Genomic DNA, 14,526 nt, shown 5'->3' on the forward strand with positions numbered 1-14,526 from the left:
TTTTCATTGAAAGAAGAGTATAAACTATTTCAAAGGAATTCAGTAGAGGATAAACTTCGCCATTGGTTATTAAAGATAGGGGAATGACGAGTTTTCTAATGTCTATATTGTTAGTTTGACGGTTTTTGCTTTATACTGTAACTACACATACTATGAAACAGGAAATAGCAATTATTTTGCCGAGAAAGGGAGGCTTACACATATGTCGAAAAAATTGGTATTAATAGATGGGAACAGTATTATTTATCGTGCTTTTTTTGCTCTGCCATTACTGAATAATGATAAAGGTGTTTATACAAACGCGGTATATGGCTTCACTACAATGCTACTTCGAATCTTAGAAGATGAAAAGCCAACCCACATGTTAGTAGCTTTTGACGCTGGGAAGACAACTTTTCGTCATAAAACATACAAAGAATACAAGGGTGGCCGTCAAAAAACTCCACCAGAACTATCTGAGCAGTTCCCATTACTTAAGGAGCTTTTGGATGCATTTGATATACCACATTACCAATTAGACCAATATGAGGCTGATGATATTATTGGGACGCTAGCGAAAAATGGAAATGACGACAAGTGGGATGTCACGGTTATATCAGGAGATAAGGATTTACTACAGCTTGTATCAGAAAATGTTACAGTGAAATTGACTAAAAAAGGCATCAGTGAAGTGGAAGCATATACGCCAACATTTTTAAAAGAAAAAATGGAAATCGATCCAGAACAAGTAATTGAGTTAAAGGCACTAATGGGGGATAGCTCAGATAATATACCAGGTGTTCCTGGTGTCGGACAAAAGACTGCAACCAAACTGTTGAAACAATATACTACACTTGATGGTGTCTATGAAAATTTAGATGAAATAAGTGGAAAGAAGTTAAAAGAAAAGCTCACAGACCATAAAGAAGATGCCTACATGAGTCGAGAGCTCGTTACGATTAATATCAATTCTCCAATCAAAATAGGATTGAAGGATCTATCCTATGAAGGGTATCAATCTAATAAAGTAAGTGTGGTTTTTAAAGATTTAGGCTTTCAATCATTGTTAAGCAAATTGAACGGTGAAGAAGACGAATCAGATGAAACTCAGGAATCAATTCAAGACATAAACTACGAAATAGTAGATAAGGTAACAAAAGATCTATTTACTGGAAATGAAGCAGTAGTAGTCGAAATGGTGACTGATAACTACCACCAAGCAAAGATTGAAGGCTTTGGCATTGCTAATGAAAAACGTGCTTATTTTATTCAGACTGAAGTTGCTTTAAAATCAGAAGAATTCAAAGCATGGGCAAATGATCATACACAGGAAAAGTACCTATTTGATGGTAAGGGTTCTTTAGTGGCATTGTTAAATCATGGCATTGACATGAAAGGAATAACCTTTGATATGCTCCTTGCGTCTTACCTATTAAATCCAGCAGAAAATCATCATGATATTCCAGCAATCAGCCATCGATTAGGAAGGAAAAATGTACTGTTTGATGAGGAAGTGTATGGAAAAGGTGCAAAATTAGCGATTCCTGAACAAGATAAGTTTGTGGAGCATATTGCACGTAAGGCTCGTGTACTTTACGATGTAAAACCTGAAATGGAATCGAATTTGAAAGAAAATCAGTTGTTCGAATTATATAAAGAACTTGAAATGCCTCTAGCATTGATTCTTGGTGATGTTGAACATATAGGTGTACAAATCGATACCGAGCGATTGGAAAAAATGCGTATTGAGTTAAAAGAACGATTAGATGAAATTGAAACAGATGTGTATAAATTAGCGGGGGAAACGTTTAATCTAAATTCACCAAAGCAGTTAGGCCCAATTTTATTTGAAAAACTAAAGCTACCAGTTATTAAGAAAACAAAGACTGGCTATTCGACTGCAGCAGATGTATTGGAGCAACTGCAAGGTGAACATGAAATAATACCCAAATTATTGCTATACCGCCAATTAGGTAAGCTCCAATCGACTTATATTGAAGGCCTGTTAAAAGTGGTTAATAAAGATACAAGGAAAATTCATACACGTTACAATCAAGCTTTGGCCCAAACGGGTAGGTTAAGCTCCGTTGATCCTAACTTACAAAATATTCCTATCCGATTAGAAGAAGGAAGGAAAATTAGACAAGCTTTTATTCCTTCACAAAAAGATTGGATTATGTTTGCAGCAGATTATTCACAAATTGAATTAAGAGTGTTAGCACACATAGCGGAGGATGAGAAGTTAATAGAAGCGTTTCGTAATGACCTAGATATTCATACACAAACTGCTATGGATGTTTTTCATGTAAATGCAGACGAGGTTACCTCTACTATGCGTAGACAAGCAAAGGCAGTTAATTTTGGGATCGTGTATGGAATAAGTGATTATGGATTGTCACAGAGTCTAGGCATCACCCGTAAAGAGGCGAAAAAGTTTATCGACCGCTATTTAGAAAGTTATCCAGGTGTAAAAACATACATGAATACAAGTATTCAAAATGCGAAACATCAAGGGTACGTTTCAACATTGATGAATAGAAGACGATATTTACCTGATATTACAAGTAGAAATTATAATCAACGTAGTTTTGCAGAACGAACAGCTATGAACACTCCAATTCAAGGGAGTGCAGCAGATATTATCAAAAAAGCCATGATTGACTTATATGAAAAGTTAAAGGATGAAAACCTTCAGGCACGGATTCTTTTACAGGTTCACGATGAATTAATATTGGAAGCCCCAAAAGAAGAGTTGGATAAATTAAAAGAGATTGTTCCGGAAATTATGGAGAACACGGTACCTTTAAACGTTCCATTGAAAGTCGATTATGAATTTGGTGATAGCTGGTTCGAAGCAAAGTAGTAAGGAGAAAATTATATGCCAGAATTACCAGAAGTGGAAACAGTAAAACAAACATTAAAACGCCTTGTTCAAAATAAAACCATTCAAGATGTAGAAGTATTTTGGTCGAATATTATAAAACTCCCTGGAGATGTTGAAGAATTTAAAATTAACTTACAACAACAAACCATCCTAGATATACACCGAAAAGGGAAATTTATATTATTCGAATTAAGTGATTATATGTTGATTTCGCATCTTCGCATGGAAGGTAAATATAGTGTACACACAAACGGGGAACCTGTGAAAAAACATACACACGTTATCTTTACTTTTACAGATGGCGCTGAATTAAGGTATAACGATGTGCGTAAGTTTGGAACGATGCATATTGTAAATAAAGGCACGGAGCTTGATCAAAAGCCACTAAATCAACTAGGTCCAGATCCGTTTGATGCAGCATTTACATTTGATTATTTTTATAAAAAGCTCCATAAAACAGATCGCGTTATAAAGGCCGCATTATTGGATCAATCAATTGTTGCAGGACTTGGGAACATTTATGTAGATGAGACGTTATTTCAAGCTAAAGTGAATCCATTGAAAAAGTCGAATAAACTTACCAAAAAAGAAGTGAAGGCAATTCAAGAAGAAGCTAAAACAATTCTTCAGCACGCAATAGAACTAGGTGGTACAACCATAAGATCCTATGTAAACAGTAGTGGTGAAATGGGGATGTTCCAACAAACATTATATGTATATGGACAAGAAAATAATCCATGCAAAAACTGCGGGAGACCAATAGTCAAAATGAAAATTGGCGGTCGCGGAACACACGTGTGTATGAATTGCCAAAAATAGCATTAAAGGAGTTATACGGACTATGGCATTGATAATAGGACTAACCGGAAGTATAGCTAGTGGCAAAAGCACGGTATCTTCCATGTTTCAGGATTATAATATACCTGTTGTGGATGCTGACAAAATTTCACGAGATGTCGTTTGTCCTGGTGAAAAGGCTTATCAACAGATAGTAGAGACTTTCGGTGAAGAAATCTTACTGGTGGATAAAGCAATTGATCGAAAGAAATTAGGTACCATCATTTTTCCTGATAAAGAAAAAAGAACCAGATTAAATGAAATTGTACATCCAGCAGTAAGGGAAAGAATGCTTAAGCAAAAAAGAGATTACATCACTGGCGGTGCAAAATGTGTCGTATTGGATATTCCATTATTATTTGAAAGTAAGCGTCCACAACTTGTTGATAAAACTGTAGTTGTCTATGTAGATAAAGAAACACAGCTAGACCGATTAATGAAGCGAGATAAATCTTCGGAAGCTGATGCTAAATCACGGATAAATTCTCAACTATCCTTAGATGAAAAGGCAGAAATGGCTGATGCAGTTATTGATAATAACGGGACAAAAGAACAAACGAGAGAACAACTAGACGATTTATTAAAAGTTTGGCAAATTATATAACATGGCTCTTTTCGTAAGTTTTGTTGCTATTTCATCCTTTCGAAAATGGTGTCATAACATACTGCTCCGGAAACACACTACGCGCACCTTAGAGCTTGCGCTGAGCTTCCTCGCTCTTCCGAAAGGCGGAGCCGCAGCTAAACATAACATAGAACGCTCACTGTGAGGTTTCATCGCCTTCGCTTTTCCCGCTGGAAGTGTTTTTCTTTTTCAAGGAAGCTGAAGCGTTGCCCGCGGAAAGCGACTGCCCGAAGTGGAGTCGGGCGTTGCCGACTATCGTAGTTTATTGATTTTGTGGCAAAAATAACAATCTTTTAGTAAACAGCCTATAATATAAAACATGGATATGGATGTTAACAACGTCTATATCCATATTTTTGTCATAAAATTATCCTATTTTAAAGCACATTTTTTTTAAAATATGTTATACTATTTATTATTAAAGGCTAAAAAGTATAGCATATTTAGGAGGACTTAATATGAATAAAACCCGAGTTGCCATAAATGGATTTGGTCGAATTGGACGAATGGTCTTTCGCCAAGCGATTAAAGACAGCCAATTAGATGTTGTAGTAATTAATGCAAGCTATCCTCCAGAAACACTTGCGCATTTAATTAAGTATGATAGTGTACATGGAATTTTTGACGGTGAAGTGAAAGCGCTTCAGAACAGTTTAGAAGTCAATGGAAAGACCGTACTACTCGTTAATTCACGCGAGCCACAAAAATTACCGTGGAAAGATCATGCGATAGATATTGTAATTGAAGCTACAGGTAAGTTTAATAGTAAGGAAGGTGCTGGATTGCATTTACAAGCGGGCGCAAAAAAGGTAGTAATTTCAGCTCCAGGTAAAAATGTCGATAACACAATTGTTATGGGTGTAAACCATGAAACATATAATCCTGAGCAGGAACATGTTATTTCGAATGCTTCATGCACTACAAATTGTTTAGCACCAGTTGTGAAAGTACTTGACGACAACTTCAGGATTATTAATGGTCTCATGACAACCGTGCACGCATTTACAAATGATCAAAATAATTTAGATAATCCACATAAAGATTTACGGCGTGCAAGGGGATGTACACAATCTATCATTCCAACCTCAACTGGTGCTGCGAAGGCATTAGGGTTAGTTTTACCACATCTGAATGGAAAACTTCATGGAATGTCTTTACGTGTTCCGACACCCAATGTATCATTAGTAGATCTCGTAGTGGATGTGGAAAAGTCTGTTTCGGTTGAAGATGTAAATAAAGCATTTAAGCAAGCTGGCGCGAGTAATTTAAAAGGAATTGTTAAATATAGTGACGATCCATTAGTATCGATAGACTATACGACTACAGAATATTCTGCAATTATAGATGGACTTTCAACAATAGTGATGCAAGATAGTAAGATCAAAGTATTAGCCTGGTATGATAATGAATGGGGATATTCAAACCGTGTTATTGATCTCACAAAATATGTGGGAAGTTATTTAAACCAAGAACAAGTGAAAATTTCTTAGAAAAAGACCTTGGAAGGATTTTTCCTTTCAAGGTTAGATTTCTAAGAGCACAAAAAGTATAAAACTTTGGCGATTATCTGTCTAGCTCCAGCGCCTCGAGTTTTTAAGTCAAATCTCTTTGTGATAGGCTGTTTTCGTATAGTTTGTTGCTCGGTACCACCGATGCTGATATAAAATGCGACGTAATTTACCGTTACGGAAATAAACTGCGATGTAACAGCAACGTGATTTCCGCTGCGGGCAGTCGCTTTCCGCGGGCGGCTGGTGAACCTCCTCGTGCTGCCGCACTGCGGGGTCTCACCTATGCCTATCCTCCCGCAGGAGTCGACTGCCCTCCGCTCCAATCGACTGCCAAAAATTGCAGGCAGCCTGTATGATATAAGCAAGCAACCAAGTAAATTGAAATTGTTAAGCAGAACCCTAGTGAAGGAAATCCACGGAGACTCCTGCGGGAGGCTCGACACTCGCCCGCGGAAAGCGAAGTGGATTTCCGGAACGGTTGTCCAACCACCAAACAAAGTATTTACGTCGCAGTATATATCTTTTGTGTCAAAAACAACAATCTTTTAGAAAGCAGCCTTGTGATAAAAAACATCACTAAGAGATACGTCTTAACTTGTCGTGGCTGACCAAGGTGTTTGCGCTTTTCTTATATGGTCACTTTTTCTTATCGAAACATATTGCAAAAACAAATAAAACGGTTTATACTTCTTTGTGACCTTCTATTATGCAATACATCTACTTAAAGGGTTAGGACCTCTTTGGACTAACTTTCCCCCGTGGTATGGTGAAAGTAACAAACAGAAGGACTTAACAATACGTTTTGAGGGGGAAATAAATTGGATACAATGGGAAGACACGTAATAGCGGAATTATGGGAATGCAATATAGATAAATTAAATGATATGGCATTAATTGAGCGTACATTTGTTGATGCAGCTTTAAAGGCAGGTGCTGAAATTCGGGAGGTTGCTTTTCATAAATTTGCACCACATGGTGTAAGTGGAGTAGTGATTATCTCCGAATCACATTTGACTATTCATAGCTTTCCAGAGCATGGATATGCTAGCATTGATGTATATACGTGTGGGGATATTATTAATCCGAACGTTGCAGCAGAACATATTGCAAGTTCATTAGAAGCAAAGACATATGAAAAAGTAGAAGTACCACGTGGAATGGGACCAGTAAAGGTAAACCAATTTCAAGTATTATAGAAAAATTGATAAAAAAAACAAAAGTTGATTAGACTTGTCCGCTATCGATCACTTCGAGCAGGATAATGTTAATCAGCTTTTTTTAATTAGTTAAATCTTATAAAACATGTTAAAATATGTTGTAGTATAGATAATTTTATCAAAATTTGATGAGGTGTCCGAGATGTCATTCAAACAAACAGTAACAAAATATTTGAGTAACCATGCAGAGACAAAGGACAACCATTTGGATACATCACTGCAAACTCATTATTATAAGACGACAAAAGATAAAGCACTTGCCAAATTAGAAGAATTATATACAAAATCACAACTCTATTCAATCCACTCCATATCAAAAGAGCACGGTGAAATTAGTTTTTATTATAAAAAGACATTTATCATTTCCACGGTTATTTCTGTTCGGCCGTATAATACTGCAATTGATTTCTCCGTTACAACTGAAACAGCATTACCTTTTGACTTCGGTAACAGTTCACGGATTATTGAACAGTTATATAATCAACTAAATAAAGAATTGCCTTATATTGAAACGAAAAATTAATTTTAGAAAGAGGAACGGGGTGGAGCAAGATGCGATGTTCCAATTGTGACTACAAAAGTACAAAGGTTCTTGATTCACGACCAATTGAAGAAGGTAGATCAATTCGCCGCAGAAGAGAATGTGAGCAATGTGGGTTTCGCTTCACCACGTTTGAACGAATAGAAGCTGTCCCTTTGATTGTTGTTAAAAAAGAGGGTGCAAGACAAGAATTTAGTAGAGAAAAATTAATCCGTGGATTGATAAGATCCTGTGAAAAAAGACCTGTCCCGATTGAAAAGATCGAATCAATTGCATTAGACGTGGAAAAACAATTACGGGGTAATGGAGCGTCTGAAGTAGAAAGTAAAGAAATAGGTGAAATGGTAATGGATCGACTGGCAAAGGTCGATGAAGTAGCATATGTACGTTTTGCCTCAGTATATCGTCAATTCAAGGACATTAGTGTGTTTCTAGATGAATTGAAGGATTTAATAAATACAGATAAGAAGAGGTAATAGCAATGAAAAAGGAGTTAAGGTTATGAATGTTATTGGGAAGGTCTTACCAGTGGATGGCTATTATGTGTCAAAGAGAAAGAGCCTGCCAGTAGACTATGCAAAATCTATGACACATTTATATCAACCATTAATCGGAATGGAAGCTACTACTCTTTTCATGACCTTATTGCACGAGGTGGACTTACAGAATTCACAAGATCTACAAACACATCACACGTTAATGAATTATTTAAACATGCCACTAGATGAGATATATCGAGCACGCCTTAAGTTAGAGGGCATTGGCTTAATGAAAACCTATCAAAGATTGGTAAGCGAACAGTCAGTTTATACGTATGAATTGCAGGCGCCATTTTCTCCAGGTGAATTTTTCATGGATGAAATGCTGGCGCAATTACTTTATTACCATTTAGGCGAAGAAAAGTTTGGTCAGTTAAAACAGCGTTATGAAAGAAAGCAGCAACGTCAATCAGGGGAAAATATTACTGCTGCATTTAACGATGTATTTCAAACGTTTCAGCCATATGACCAAACAATGAATACTACTGTTAAACAAGAGGATGAACCAATTATCAATCCGATAGACTTCTCTTGGATTAAAAGAATGTTAGAGCAACGAATGATTCCAGCAAAAAACGTTCTTACTGTATCTAATAAGCAACTTATTATGCAAATGATGAAGTTATATGAGTTAGACTCTCATGAAATTGAAAAAAGTATGTTGTGGGCTCTTAGTGATGAAAATACATTGCACACGGAAGAGTTTAAGAATGCTTGTCATGATTTATTTAAATCTAAATATAATATTACTTCTATCAAGCTAACAGATAAGGTGAAACCGAAAGAGGTGCCAAAATCAGCACCGCAAACACAGGAAGGACAACTTGTTCAGCACCTAGAAACCATTTCTCCTAAGCAGTTGCTAGAAGATTTGTCCAGTGGAAATCATGCGTCTGACCAAGACATGCGAGTGATACGTGAAGTAATGACATCACAGGGATTGCCTTCGCCTGTAATGAACGTGCTGATTCACTTTGTACTGCTGCAGTCAAACATGAAACTATCAAAAGCTTACTTAGAAAAAATAGCAAGTCATTGGTCACGAGCTAATCTGAAAACGGCTAAAGAAGCAATGGTTTTTGCGAAAAAAGAAAAAAACCGTTATCAAAAATCAACAGCAACTTCAACAGCGCCGAGGCAATCATACTCTAAGAATTATTCAAATGAAGTTGTACCGGACTGGTTTAAAGATCGGAACAAAAATAAGGTGAAAGATACAGCAGATAAGGATAATGGGGAAACAGCTAAAGAAAAGGAAAGAATGGAAGCTATATTGAAAAAGTATTCTACCGAGTAAGAAAAATAATCATTTCCAAGGATGATTGATATGAAACCAGTGCAATCGACATTAAAAAAATGGATGGACGAAAATAAAAGTTTTAAAGAAAACTATAAGAAGATAAGAAATGAAGTGTTAGAGGACCCGGAGATTAAAGAATTCCTTTCGCTTCACCCTGAATTAACAAGGCAGGAAATTGATAAAAATTTAATTAAATTATATGAGTATAAAACACAGTCCAAACAATGTGATAAGTGTAAATCATTCGGTAGTTGTATTAATATGTTGAGTGGGTACTCACCAATCCTTAAAACCGATAATAATGAAATTCATATACAATATGAGAAATGCCATAACCACGTAGCACACGAAAAACAAAAGCATCAACAGCAATTGATACAAAGTCTTTATATGCCAAAAGAAATACTACATGCATCGATGGCGACACTTCAAAGTGATGGACAAAGAATGAAAGCTATTGATTCGATAGATGAATTTCTTGTGAAAGTTAATTCGTCAGGCCTTCCATCTAAAGGAATTTACTTTTATGGCCCATTTGGGGTTGGAAAAACGTTTTTTCTTGGTGCGATAGCAAATGAATTAAGGAAAAGGAATATCGCTTCCATGATCATATATATGCCAGAGTTTGTAAGAGAAATTAAAGCTTCTCTAAAAGATGACTCAATAAATACCAAAATAGAGTATTTCAAAAAAGCAGAAGTATTAATGATCGATGATATAGGAGCTGAATCTCAGTCTGCATGGTTTCGTGATGAAATTCTCGGGTCTATTTTGCAATATCGCATGATGGAAGGACTTCCGGTCTTTTTCACTTCAAATTACAATTTAGATCAATTAGAAGGTCAATTAGCTAAAACAAATCGAGGAGCTGTCGAAACAGTTAAAGCTGGACGAATAATTGAGCGCATTAAACAAGTAAGTAAAGAAGTACAAATATCCGGGGAAAATAGAAGAAACAGCTAGTACGTCTTATATGTCTGGGCTTGACACGAAAACTACCAATTAAAAAATTATGGTAGTTTTTTTCTTTATACATTTTTTACTCATTCTTTCCATATAATGTATCAGCTTGGTTTTGTGAGGGTGAGATGTATTGCTGGATATTTATATGGAGTCAGATAAAGAAGTAATCAGTTTTTGCGAATCATTATTTCAAATTAACAAGAAAATTGAATTGCATTGGAAAACGAGTGAGGAATGGGGGAATCATTTACAAATTGAGATTGAGGAAGTTGATGATGCATCACTTGATTCAATTGCGAGAGCATTAGTTGATGTATTCATGCATCATCGATTGTCTAGTATGATACGATCAGTTATTCAAGATGTATTTTACTACACAAATTATGATGAGATCGATAAGATATTGGATCTAACGCATTGGATCATTACTGGGGGAGATGATGACAATATAGATCTAACAGATACAGAAGATCCTGGTTTATTTTTGGAATCATTATTTATTACCATGATAAGAAGTTCTGGCACGGTTCACTATGATTCATTGGTAAAGTTTCGTATAAAACCATTTAAAGAGCTAATTAAGTGCTTTACTGGACTAGCTATCGATGAGCTAAAACGTGAAGAGGATCATTTATCGTTTGTAAACGCACTTAGGGAATATATTGCGAAAAAGAAGGCAGTTATTCCTACAATTTATATGATTCAAGGAGACCCTTTTACTTTTTTTAATTCAAACGGTAAGCGGATCACCAACATGGAGCTACACATGATCATGCAGCAGGAACCATTGTATATCGTTGGCTTAGATAGTAACGAAAAGAACTTATCACCGCTTATAGCAATGGCACCTGAGACGATAAAAATCTATGGAGATAATCCGGTTGAACCAAAAACGTTAACGGTTATTAATGTATTTCAAGAGAGAGTAAAATTTGAGCCGATGGTAAATTTTCCGTTTCCTCAATACTTAAAAAAACTATAAAACATTACTTGCAAATATAATTTGTAGGCGCTATAATAAAATTTATATATATGTTAATCAATATTTGGTAATGATAAGGACAAGATCGTTTGGGATTAGTCAAGAATAGAGAAGGAAGTCTGACGGCTGAAAACTTCCTCATGTACAACAAATGATTACCACCTTGGAACTCTGCTATTGAAATAATTAGTAAATAGTAGCGTATATTCTGCGTTAAAGATTAATGAAGCCGTGATTAATTTATCGCGGAAATCAGGGTGGAACCACGTGTTAAGCGCTCGTCCCTTTGCAATTGTGCAGAGGGATGGGCGTTTTTTAATTATATCAAGGGAGTGATTTACATGGCAGCAGAAATATCAATCATTTTTCCAGATGGAGCTAGCAAGGAGTTCCCTAATGGGACGACTGGCGAAGAGATAGCATTCTCTATATCACCTGGATTAAAAAAACAAGCGTTAGCAATAAAATTGGATGGTAAGCTAGTTGATTTACGACGTGGTTTAGCTGATGGTGGAAAAATAGAAATTGTCACGTATAAAAATCAGGAAGGCTTAGAGGTTGTGCGACATTCCACAGCACATCTAATGGCCCAAGCAATAAAACGTTTATACAAAAATGTTAAATTTGGTGTTGGGCCTGTAATCGAAGAAGGTTTTTATTATGACATGGATATGGAAGAATCGATTACCCCAGAGGATCTTCCTAAAATTGAAAAAGAAATGCAGCGAATTGTTGATGAAAATCTAGAAATTGAGCGTATAGAGGTTTCTAGGGAAGAAGCAAAGCAGATGTTTCGTGATATTGACGATGACTTGAAGCTTGAACTAATTGATGCAATTCCAAAAGATGAGCAGGTAACAATCTATAAACAAGGTGAATTTTTTGACCTTTGTAGGGGTGTACATGTACCTTCTACTAGCAAAATTAAAGCTTTTAAATTGCTAAGTATTTCTGGTGCTTATTGGCGTGGGGATAGTAATAATCAACAGCTGCAACGCATTTATGGAACAGCATTTGAAAAAACTGGCCAGCTTGAAGAATATTTACGCATCTTAGAGGAACGTAAAGAACGTGATCACCGTAAATTAGGAAAGGAATTAGAGATATTTACAGTATCACAAAAAGTAGGACAAGGTTTACCCTTATGGCTACCTAAGGGTGCAACAATTCGTCGTAACATTGAACGTTACATTGTTGATTTAGAAGAACGTTTAGGCTATGACCATGTTTATACTCCAGTTTTAGGAAGTGTAGAACTATATAAAACTAGTGGTCACTGGGATCATTATAAGGATGATATGTTCCCAACAATGGAAATGGATAATGAGGATTTAGTGTTACGTCCAATGAACTGTCCACATCATATGATGGTTTATAAGAATCAATTATACAGTTATCGTAATTTACCAGTTCGGATCGCAGAATTAGGTACGATGCATCGCCACGAAATGAGCGGGGCGCTCGCGGGCTTGCAGCGTGTTCGAGCAATGACGTTAAATGATGCACATATATTTGCTCGTCCCGATCAATTGAAAGAAGAATTCATTCGTGTGGTTGAGCTAGTACAAAAAGTGTACAAAGACTTTGGCATTGGTGAATATTATTTCCGTCTATCTTACCGTGATCCTGAAGATAACGAAAAATATGTGGATAATGATACTATGTGGGATAAAGCACAAGCAATGCTGAAAGAAACGATGGAAGACATGAACCTTGATTATGTAGAGGCGGAGGGTGAAGCTGCCTTTTACGGGCCTAAGCTTGACGTTATGGTAAGAACTGCACTAGGTAAAGATGAAACATTGTCAACTGTTCAGTTGGATTTCCATTTACCGGAGCGGTTTGACTTAACTTATATCGGTGAGGATGGAAAAGAGCATCGTCCAGTCGTTATCCACCGTGGTGTCGTGTCAACGATGGAACGTTTTGTGGCATTTCTTTTAGAAGAATACAAAGGTGCATTCCCAACATGGCTAGCTCCAGTTCAAGTTAAAGTAATACCAGTATCTCCAACTGTTCATTTAAATTATGCTAAGGATATAGTAGACCAATTGAAGCTGCAAGGTGTCCGTGTAGAAGTGGATGAGCGTGATGAAAAGATAGGCTATAAAATTCGTGAGGCTCAAACACAGAAAGTTCCATTTGGATTAGTTGTTGGGGACAATGAAATTGAACAGAGTGCAGTTAATGTACGTAGATATGGTGAAAAAAACTCCGAGACAATTGGTTACCAAGACTTTGAACAATTGATAACAGAAGAAATTAAGAATAAAACATTACAAAAATAGGCTTGATTTTTGCTATTAAACTTTACCAACAATCTTATATGTGCTATAGTAACTAGAGTTAACAGTTCACTTTTATATTAGGTTTATTTGACATAGGTTCAAAAAAATGATATAGTATGAAAGTTGAATAAAATTAAATGATCTGAGACAAGTAGAGGCACCCGCTTCTCACCTGTTCAACGCGTATATGCAGTTGGCTGGTTTCTAACTTCTTTAAATAAATGATTAAAGTCGTGTGGGTGCATATATTGTGCCCACACTTTTTATGTGCTTGTCAATGAAAGATCAGAATTACTTTACACTATTTTGGAGGTGGCTGGCTATTAGCAAAGATATGAATGTCAATGAAAAAATTCGTGCGAGAGAAGTACGTCTAATCGATTCAAACGGTGATCAACTTGGTGTTAAATCGCGTCAAGAGGCATTAGAAATTGCCCAAACTAGAAACTTAGATTTAGTTTTGGTTGCACCTAATGCAAAACCACCAGTTGGTCGTATCATGGACTATGGAAAACATCGTTATGAGCAACAAAAGAAAGAAAAAGAAGCACGCAAAAATCAAAAAATTATTAACGTGAAAGAAGTTCGTTTCACACCTGGAATTGGCGAACACGACTTTGTTACCAAATTAAAGAACGCAAGAAAGTTTCTTGAAAAAGGTGACAAAGTGAAGGCAGCGGTACGTTTTCGTGGTCGTGCAATAACACACAAAGAGCTTGGACAGCAAGTATTAGACCGATTAGTAGAAGAATGTAAAGACATTTCAACGGTTGAATCAAAACCGAAAATGGAAGGTCGTAATATGTTCATTATGCTTGCACCCATAGTTGAAAAATAATTCTTATATGTTTACAAGGAGG

At 36.3% G+C, this 14,526-nt stretch carries 12 protein-coding genes and 2 other annotated features; all 12 genes read left to right on the plus strand.

All coding sequences use genetic code 11. From position 1 onward, the window contains the following. The first annotated feature begins 202 nt into the window (after positions 1 to 202). The 12 genes from polA (at position 203) to infC (ending at position 14,504) form a co-directional block, all read left to right on the plus strand. On the plus strand, positions 203 to 2,842 hold the full coding sequence (gene polA, locus AC3G7N_RS04705) for a DNA polymerase I (protein ID WP_489420990.1): 2,640 nt from the start codon (positions 203 to 205) through the stop codon (positions 2,840 to 2,842). 15 nt (positions 2,843 to 2,857) lie between these two features. After that, positions 2,858 to 3,682, plus strand: coding sequence for a DNA-formamidopyrimidine glycosylase (gene mutM / locus AC3G7N_RS04710; RefSeq protein WP_489420991.1), 825 nt, complete (start codon positions 2,858 to 2,860; stop codon positions 3,680 to 3,682). A 22-nt stretch (positions 3,683 to 3,704) separates the two neighbouring features. After that, positions 3,705 to 4,304, plus strand: a complete 600-nt coding sequence (gene coaE, locus AC3G7N_RS04715) for a dephospho-CoA kinase (RefSeq protein WP_489420992.1) — start codon at positions 3,705 to 3,707, stop codon at positions 4,302 to 4,304. 479 nt (positions 4,305 to 4,783) lie between these two features. Next, positions 4,784 to 5,815 carry a glyceraldehyde-3-phosphate dehydrogenase gene (locus tag AC3G7N_RS04720; protein ID WP_489420993.1) on the plus strand — a complete coding sequence of 344 codons (1,032 nt, stop codon included), beginning with the start codon at positions 4,784 to 4,786 and terminating at the stop codon, positions 5,813 to 5,815. Positions 5,816 to 6,654: 839 nt separating this feature from the next. Further along, positions 6,655 to 7,032 carry an adenosylmethionine decarboxylase gene (speD, locus tag AC3G7N_RS04725; RefSeq protein WP_489420994.1) on the plus strand — a complete coding sequence of 126 codons (378 nt, stop codon included), beginning with the start codon at positions 6,655 to 6,657 and terminating at the stop codon, positions 7,030 to 7,032. 163 nt (positions 7,033 to 7,195) lie between these two features. Further along, on the plus strand, positions 7,196 to 7,576 hold the full coding sequence (locus AC3G7N_RS04730; RefSeq protein ID WP_489420995.1) for a cytosolic protein: 381 nt from the start codon (positions 7,196 to 7,198) through the stop codon (positions 7,574 to 7,576). Positions 7,577 to 7,605: 29 nt separating this feature from the next. Then, the gene (nrdR, locus tag AC3G7N_RS04735; RefSeq protein WP_489420996.1) at positions 7,606 to 8,070 is read left to right on the plus strand and encodes a transcriptional regulator NrdR; all 465 of its coding nucleotides are present in this window, start codon (positions 7,606 to 7,608) and stop codon (positions 8,068 to 8,070) included. A gap of 25 nt (positions 8,071 to 8,095) precedes the next feature. Beyond that, positions 8,096 to 9,430, plus strand: a complete 1,335-nt coding sequence (locus AC3G7N_RS04740; RefSeq protein ID WP_489420997.1) for a replication initiation and membrane attachment family protein — start codon at positions 8,096 to 8,098, stop codon at positions 9,428 to 9,430. Between the two features lie 30 nt (positions 9,431 to 9,460). Continuing rightward, complete coding sequence (dnaI, locus tag AC3G7N_RS04745) at positions 9,461 to 10,396, plus strand: primosomal protein DnaI (RefSeq protein ID WP_489420998.1); 936 nt, start codon at positions 9,461 to 9,463, stop codon at positions 10,394 to 10,396. A gap of 130 nt (positions 10,397 to 10,526) precedes the next feature. Further along, a complete protein-coding gene (ytxC, locus tag AC3G7N_RS04750; protein ID WP_489420999.1) occupies positions 10,527 to 11,378 on the plus strand; it encodes a sporulation protein YtxC in 852 nt (283 codons plus the stop codon). 61 nt (positions 11,379 to 11,439) lie between these two features. Next, positions 11,440 to 11,667 (plus strand) — a binding site (T-box leader). Between the two features lie 52 nt (positions 11,668 to 11,719). Beyond that, positions 11,720 to 13,666, plus strand: a complete 1,947-nt coding sequence (thrS, locus tag AC3G7N_RS04755) for a threonine--tRNA ligase (protein WP_489421000.1) — start codon at positions 11,720 to 11,722, stop codon at positions 13,664 to 13,666. A 143-nt stretch (positions 13,667 to 13,809) separates the two neighbouring features. Then, positions 13,810 to 13,938, plus strand: a sequence feature (ribosomal protein L20 leader region). Positions 13,939 to 14,000: 62 nt separating this feature from the next. Next, entirely contained in the window at positions 14,001 to 14,504 is a 504-nt protein-coding gene (infC, locus tag AC3G7N_RS04760) for a translation initiation factor IF-3 (RefSeq protein WP_489421083.1), read from the plus strand. Positions 14,505 to 14,526: the final 22 nt, after the last annotated feature.

The organism is Virgibacillus carmonensis, from assembly GCF_057836705.1.

Excerpts from the sequence above, each read along its gene's own strand:
- polA (WP_489420990.1), top strand. The coding sequence starts at position 203 with ATGTCGAAAAAATTGGTATTAATAGATGGGAACAGTATTATTTATCGT.
- mutM (WP_489420991.1), top strand. The coding sequence starts at position 2,858 with ATGCCAGAATTACCAGAAGTGGAAACAGTAAAACAAACATTAAAACGC.
- coaE (WP_489420992.1), top strand. The coding sequence starts at position 3,705 with ATGGCATTGATAATAGGACTAACCGGAAGTATAGCTAGTGGCAAAAGC.
- AC3G7N_RS04720 (WP_489420993.1), top strand. The coding sequence starts at position 4,784 with ATGAATAAAACCCGAGTTGCCATAAATGGATTTGGTCGAATTGGACGA.
- AC3G7N_RS04730 (WP_489420995.1), top strand. The coding sequence starts at position 7,196 with ATGTCATTCAAACAAACAGTAACAAAATATTTGAGTAACCATGCAGAG.
- nrdR (WP_489420996.1), top strand. The coding sequence starts at position 7,606 with ATGCGATGTTCCAATTGTGACTACAAAAGTACAAAGGTTCTTGATTCA.
- AC3G7N_RS04740 (WP_489420997.1), top strand. The coding sequence starts at position 8,096 with ATGAATGTTATTGGGAAGGTCTTACCAGTGGATGGCTATTATGTGTCA.
- dnaI (WP_489420998.1), top strand. The coding sequence starts at position 9,461 with ATGAAACCAGTGCAATCGACATTAAAAAAATGGATGGACGAAAATAAA.
- thrS (WP_489421000.1), top strand. The coding sequence starts at position 11,720 with ATGGCAGCAGAAATATCAATCATTTTTCCAGATGGAGCTAGCAAGGAG.
- infC (WP_489421083.1), top strand. The coding sequence starts at position 14,001 with ATGAATGTCAATGAAAAAATTCGTGCGAGAGAAGTACGTCTAATCGAT.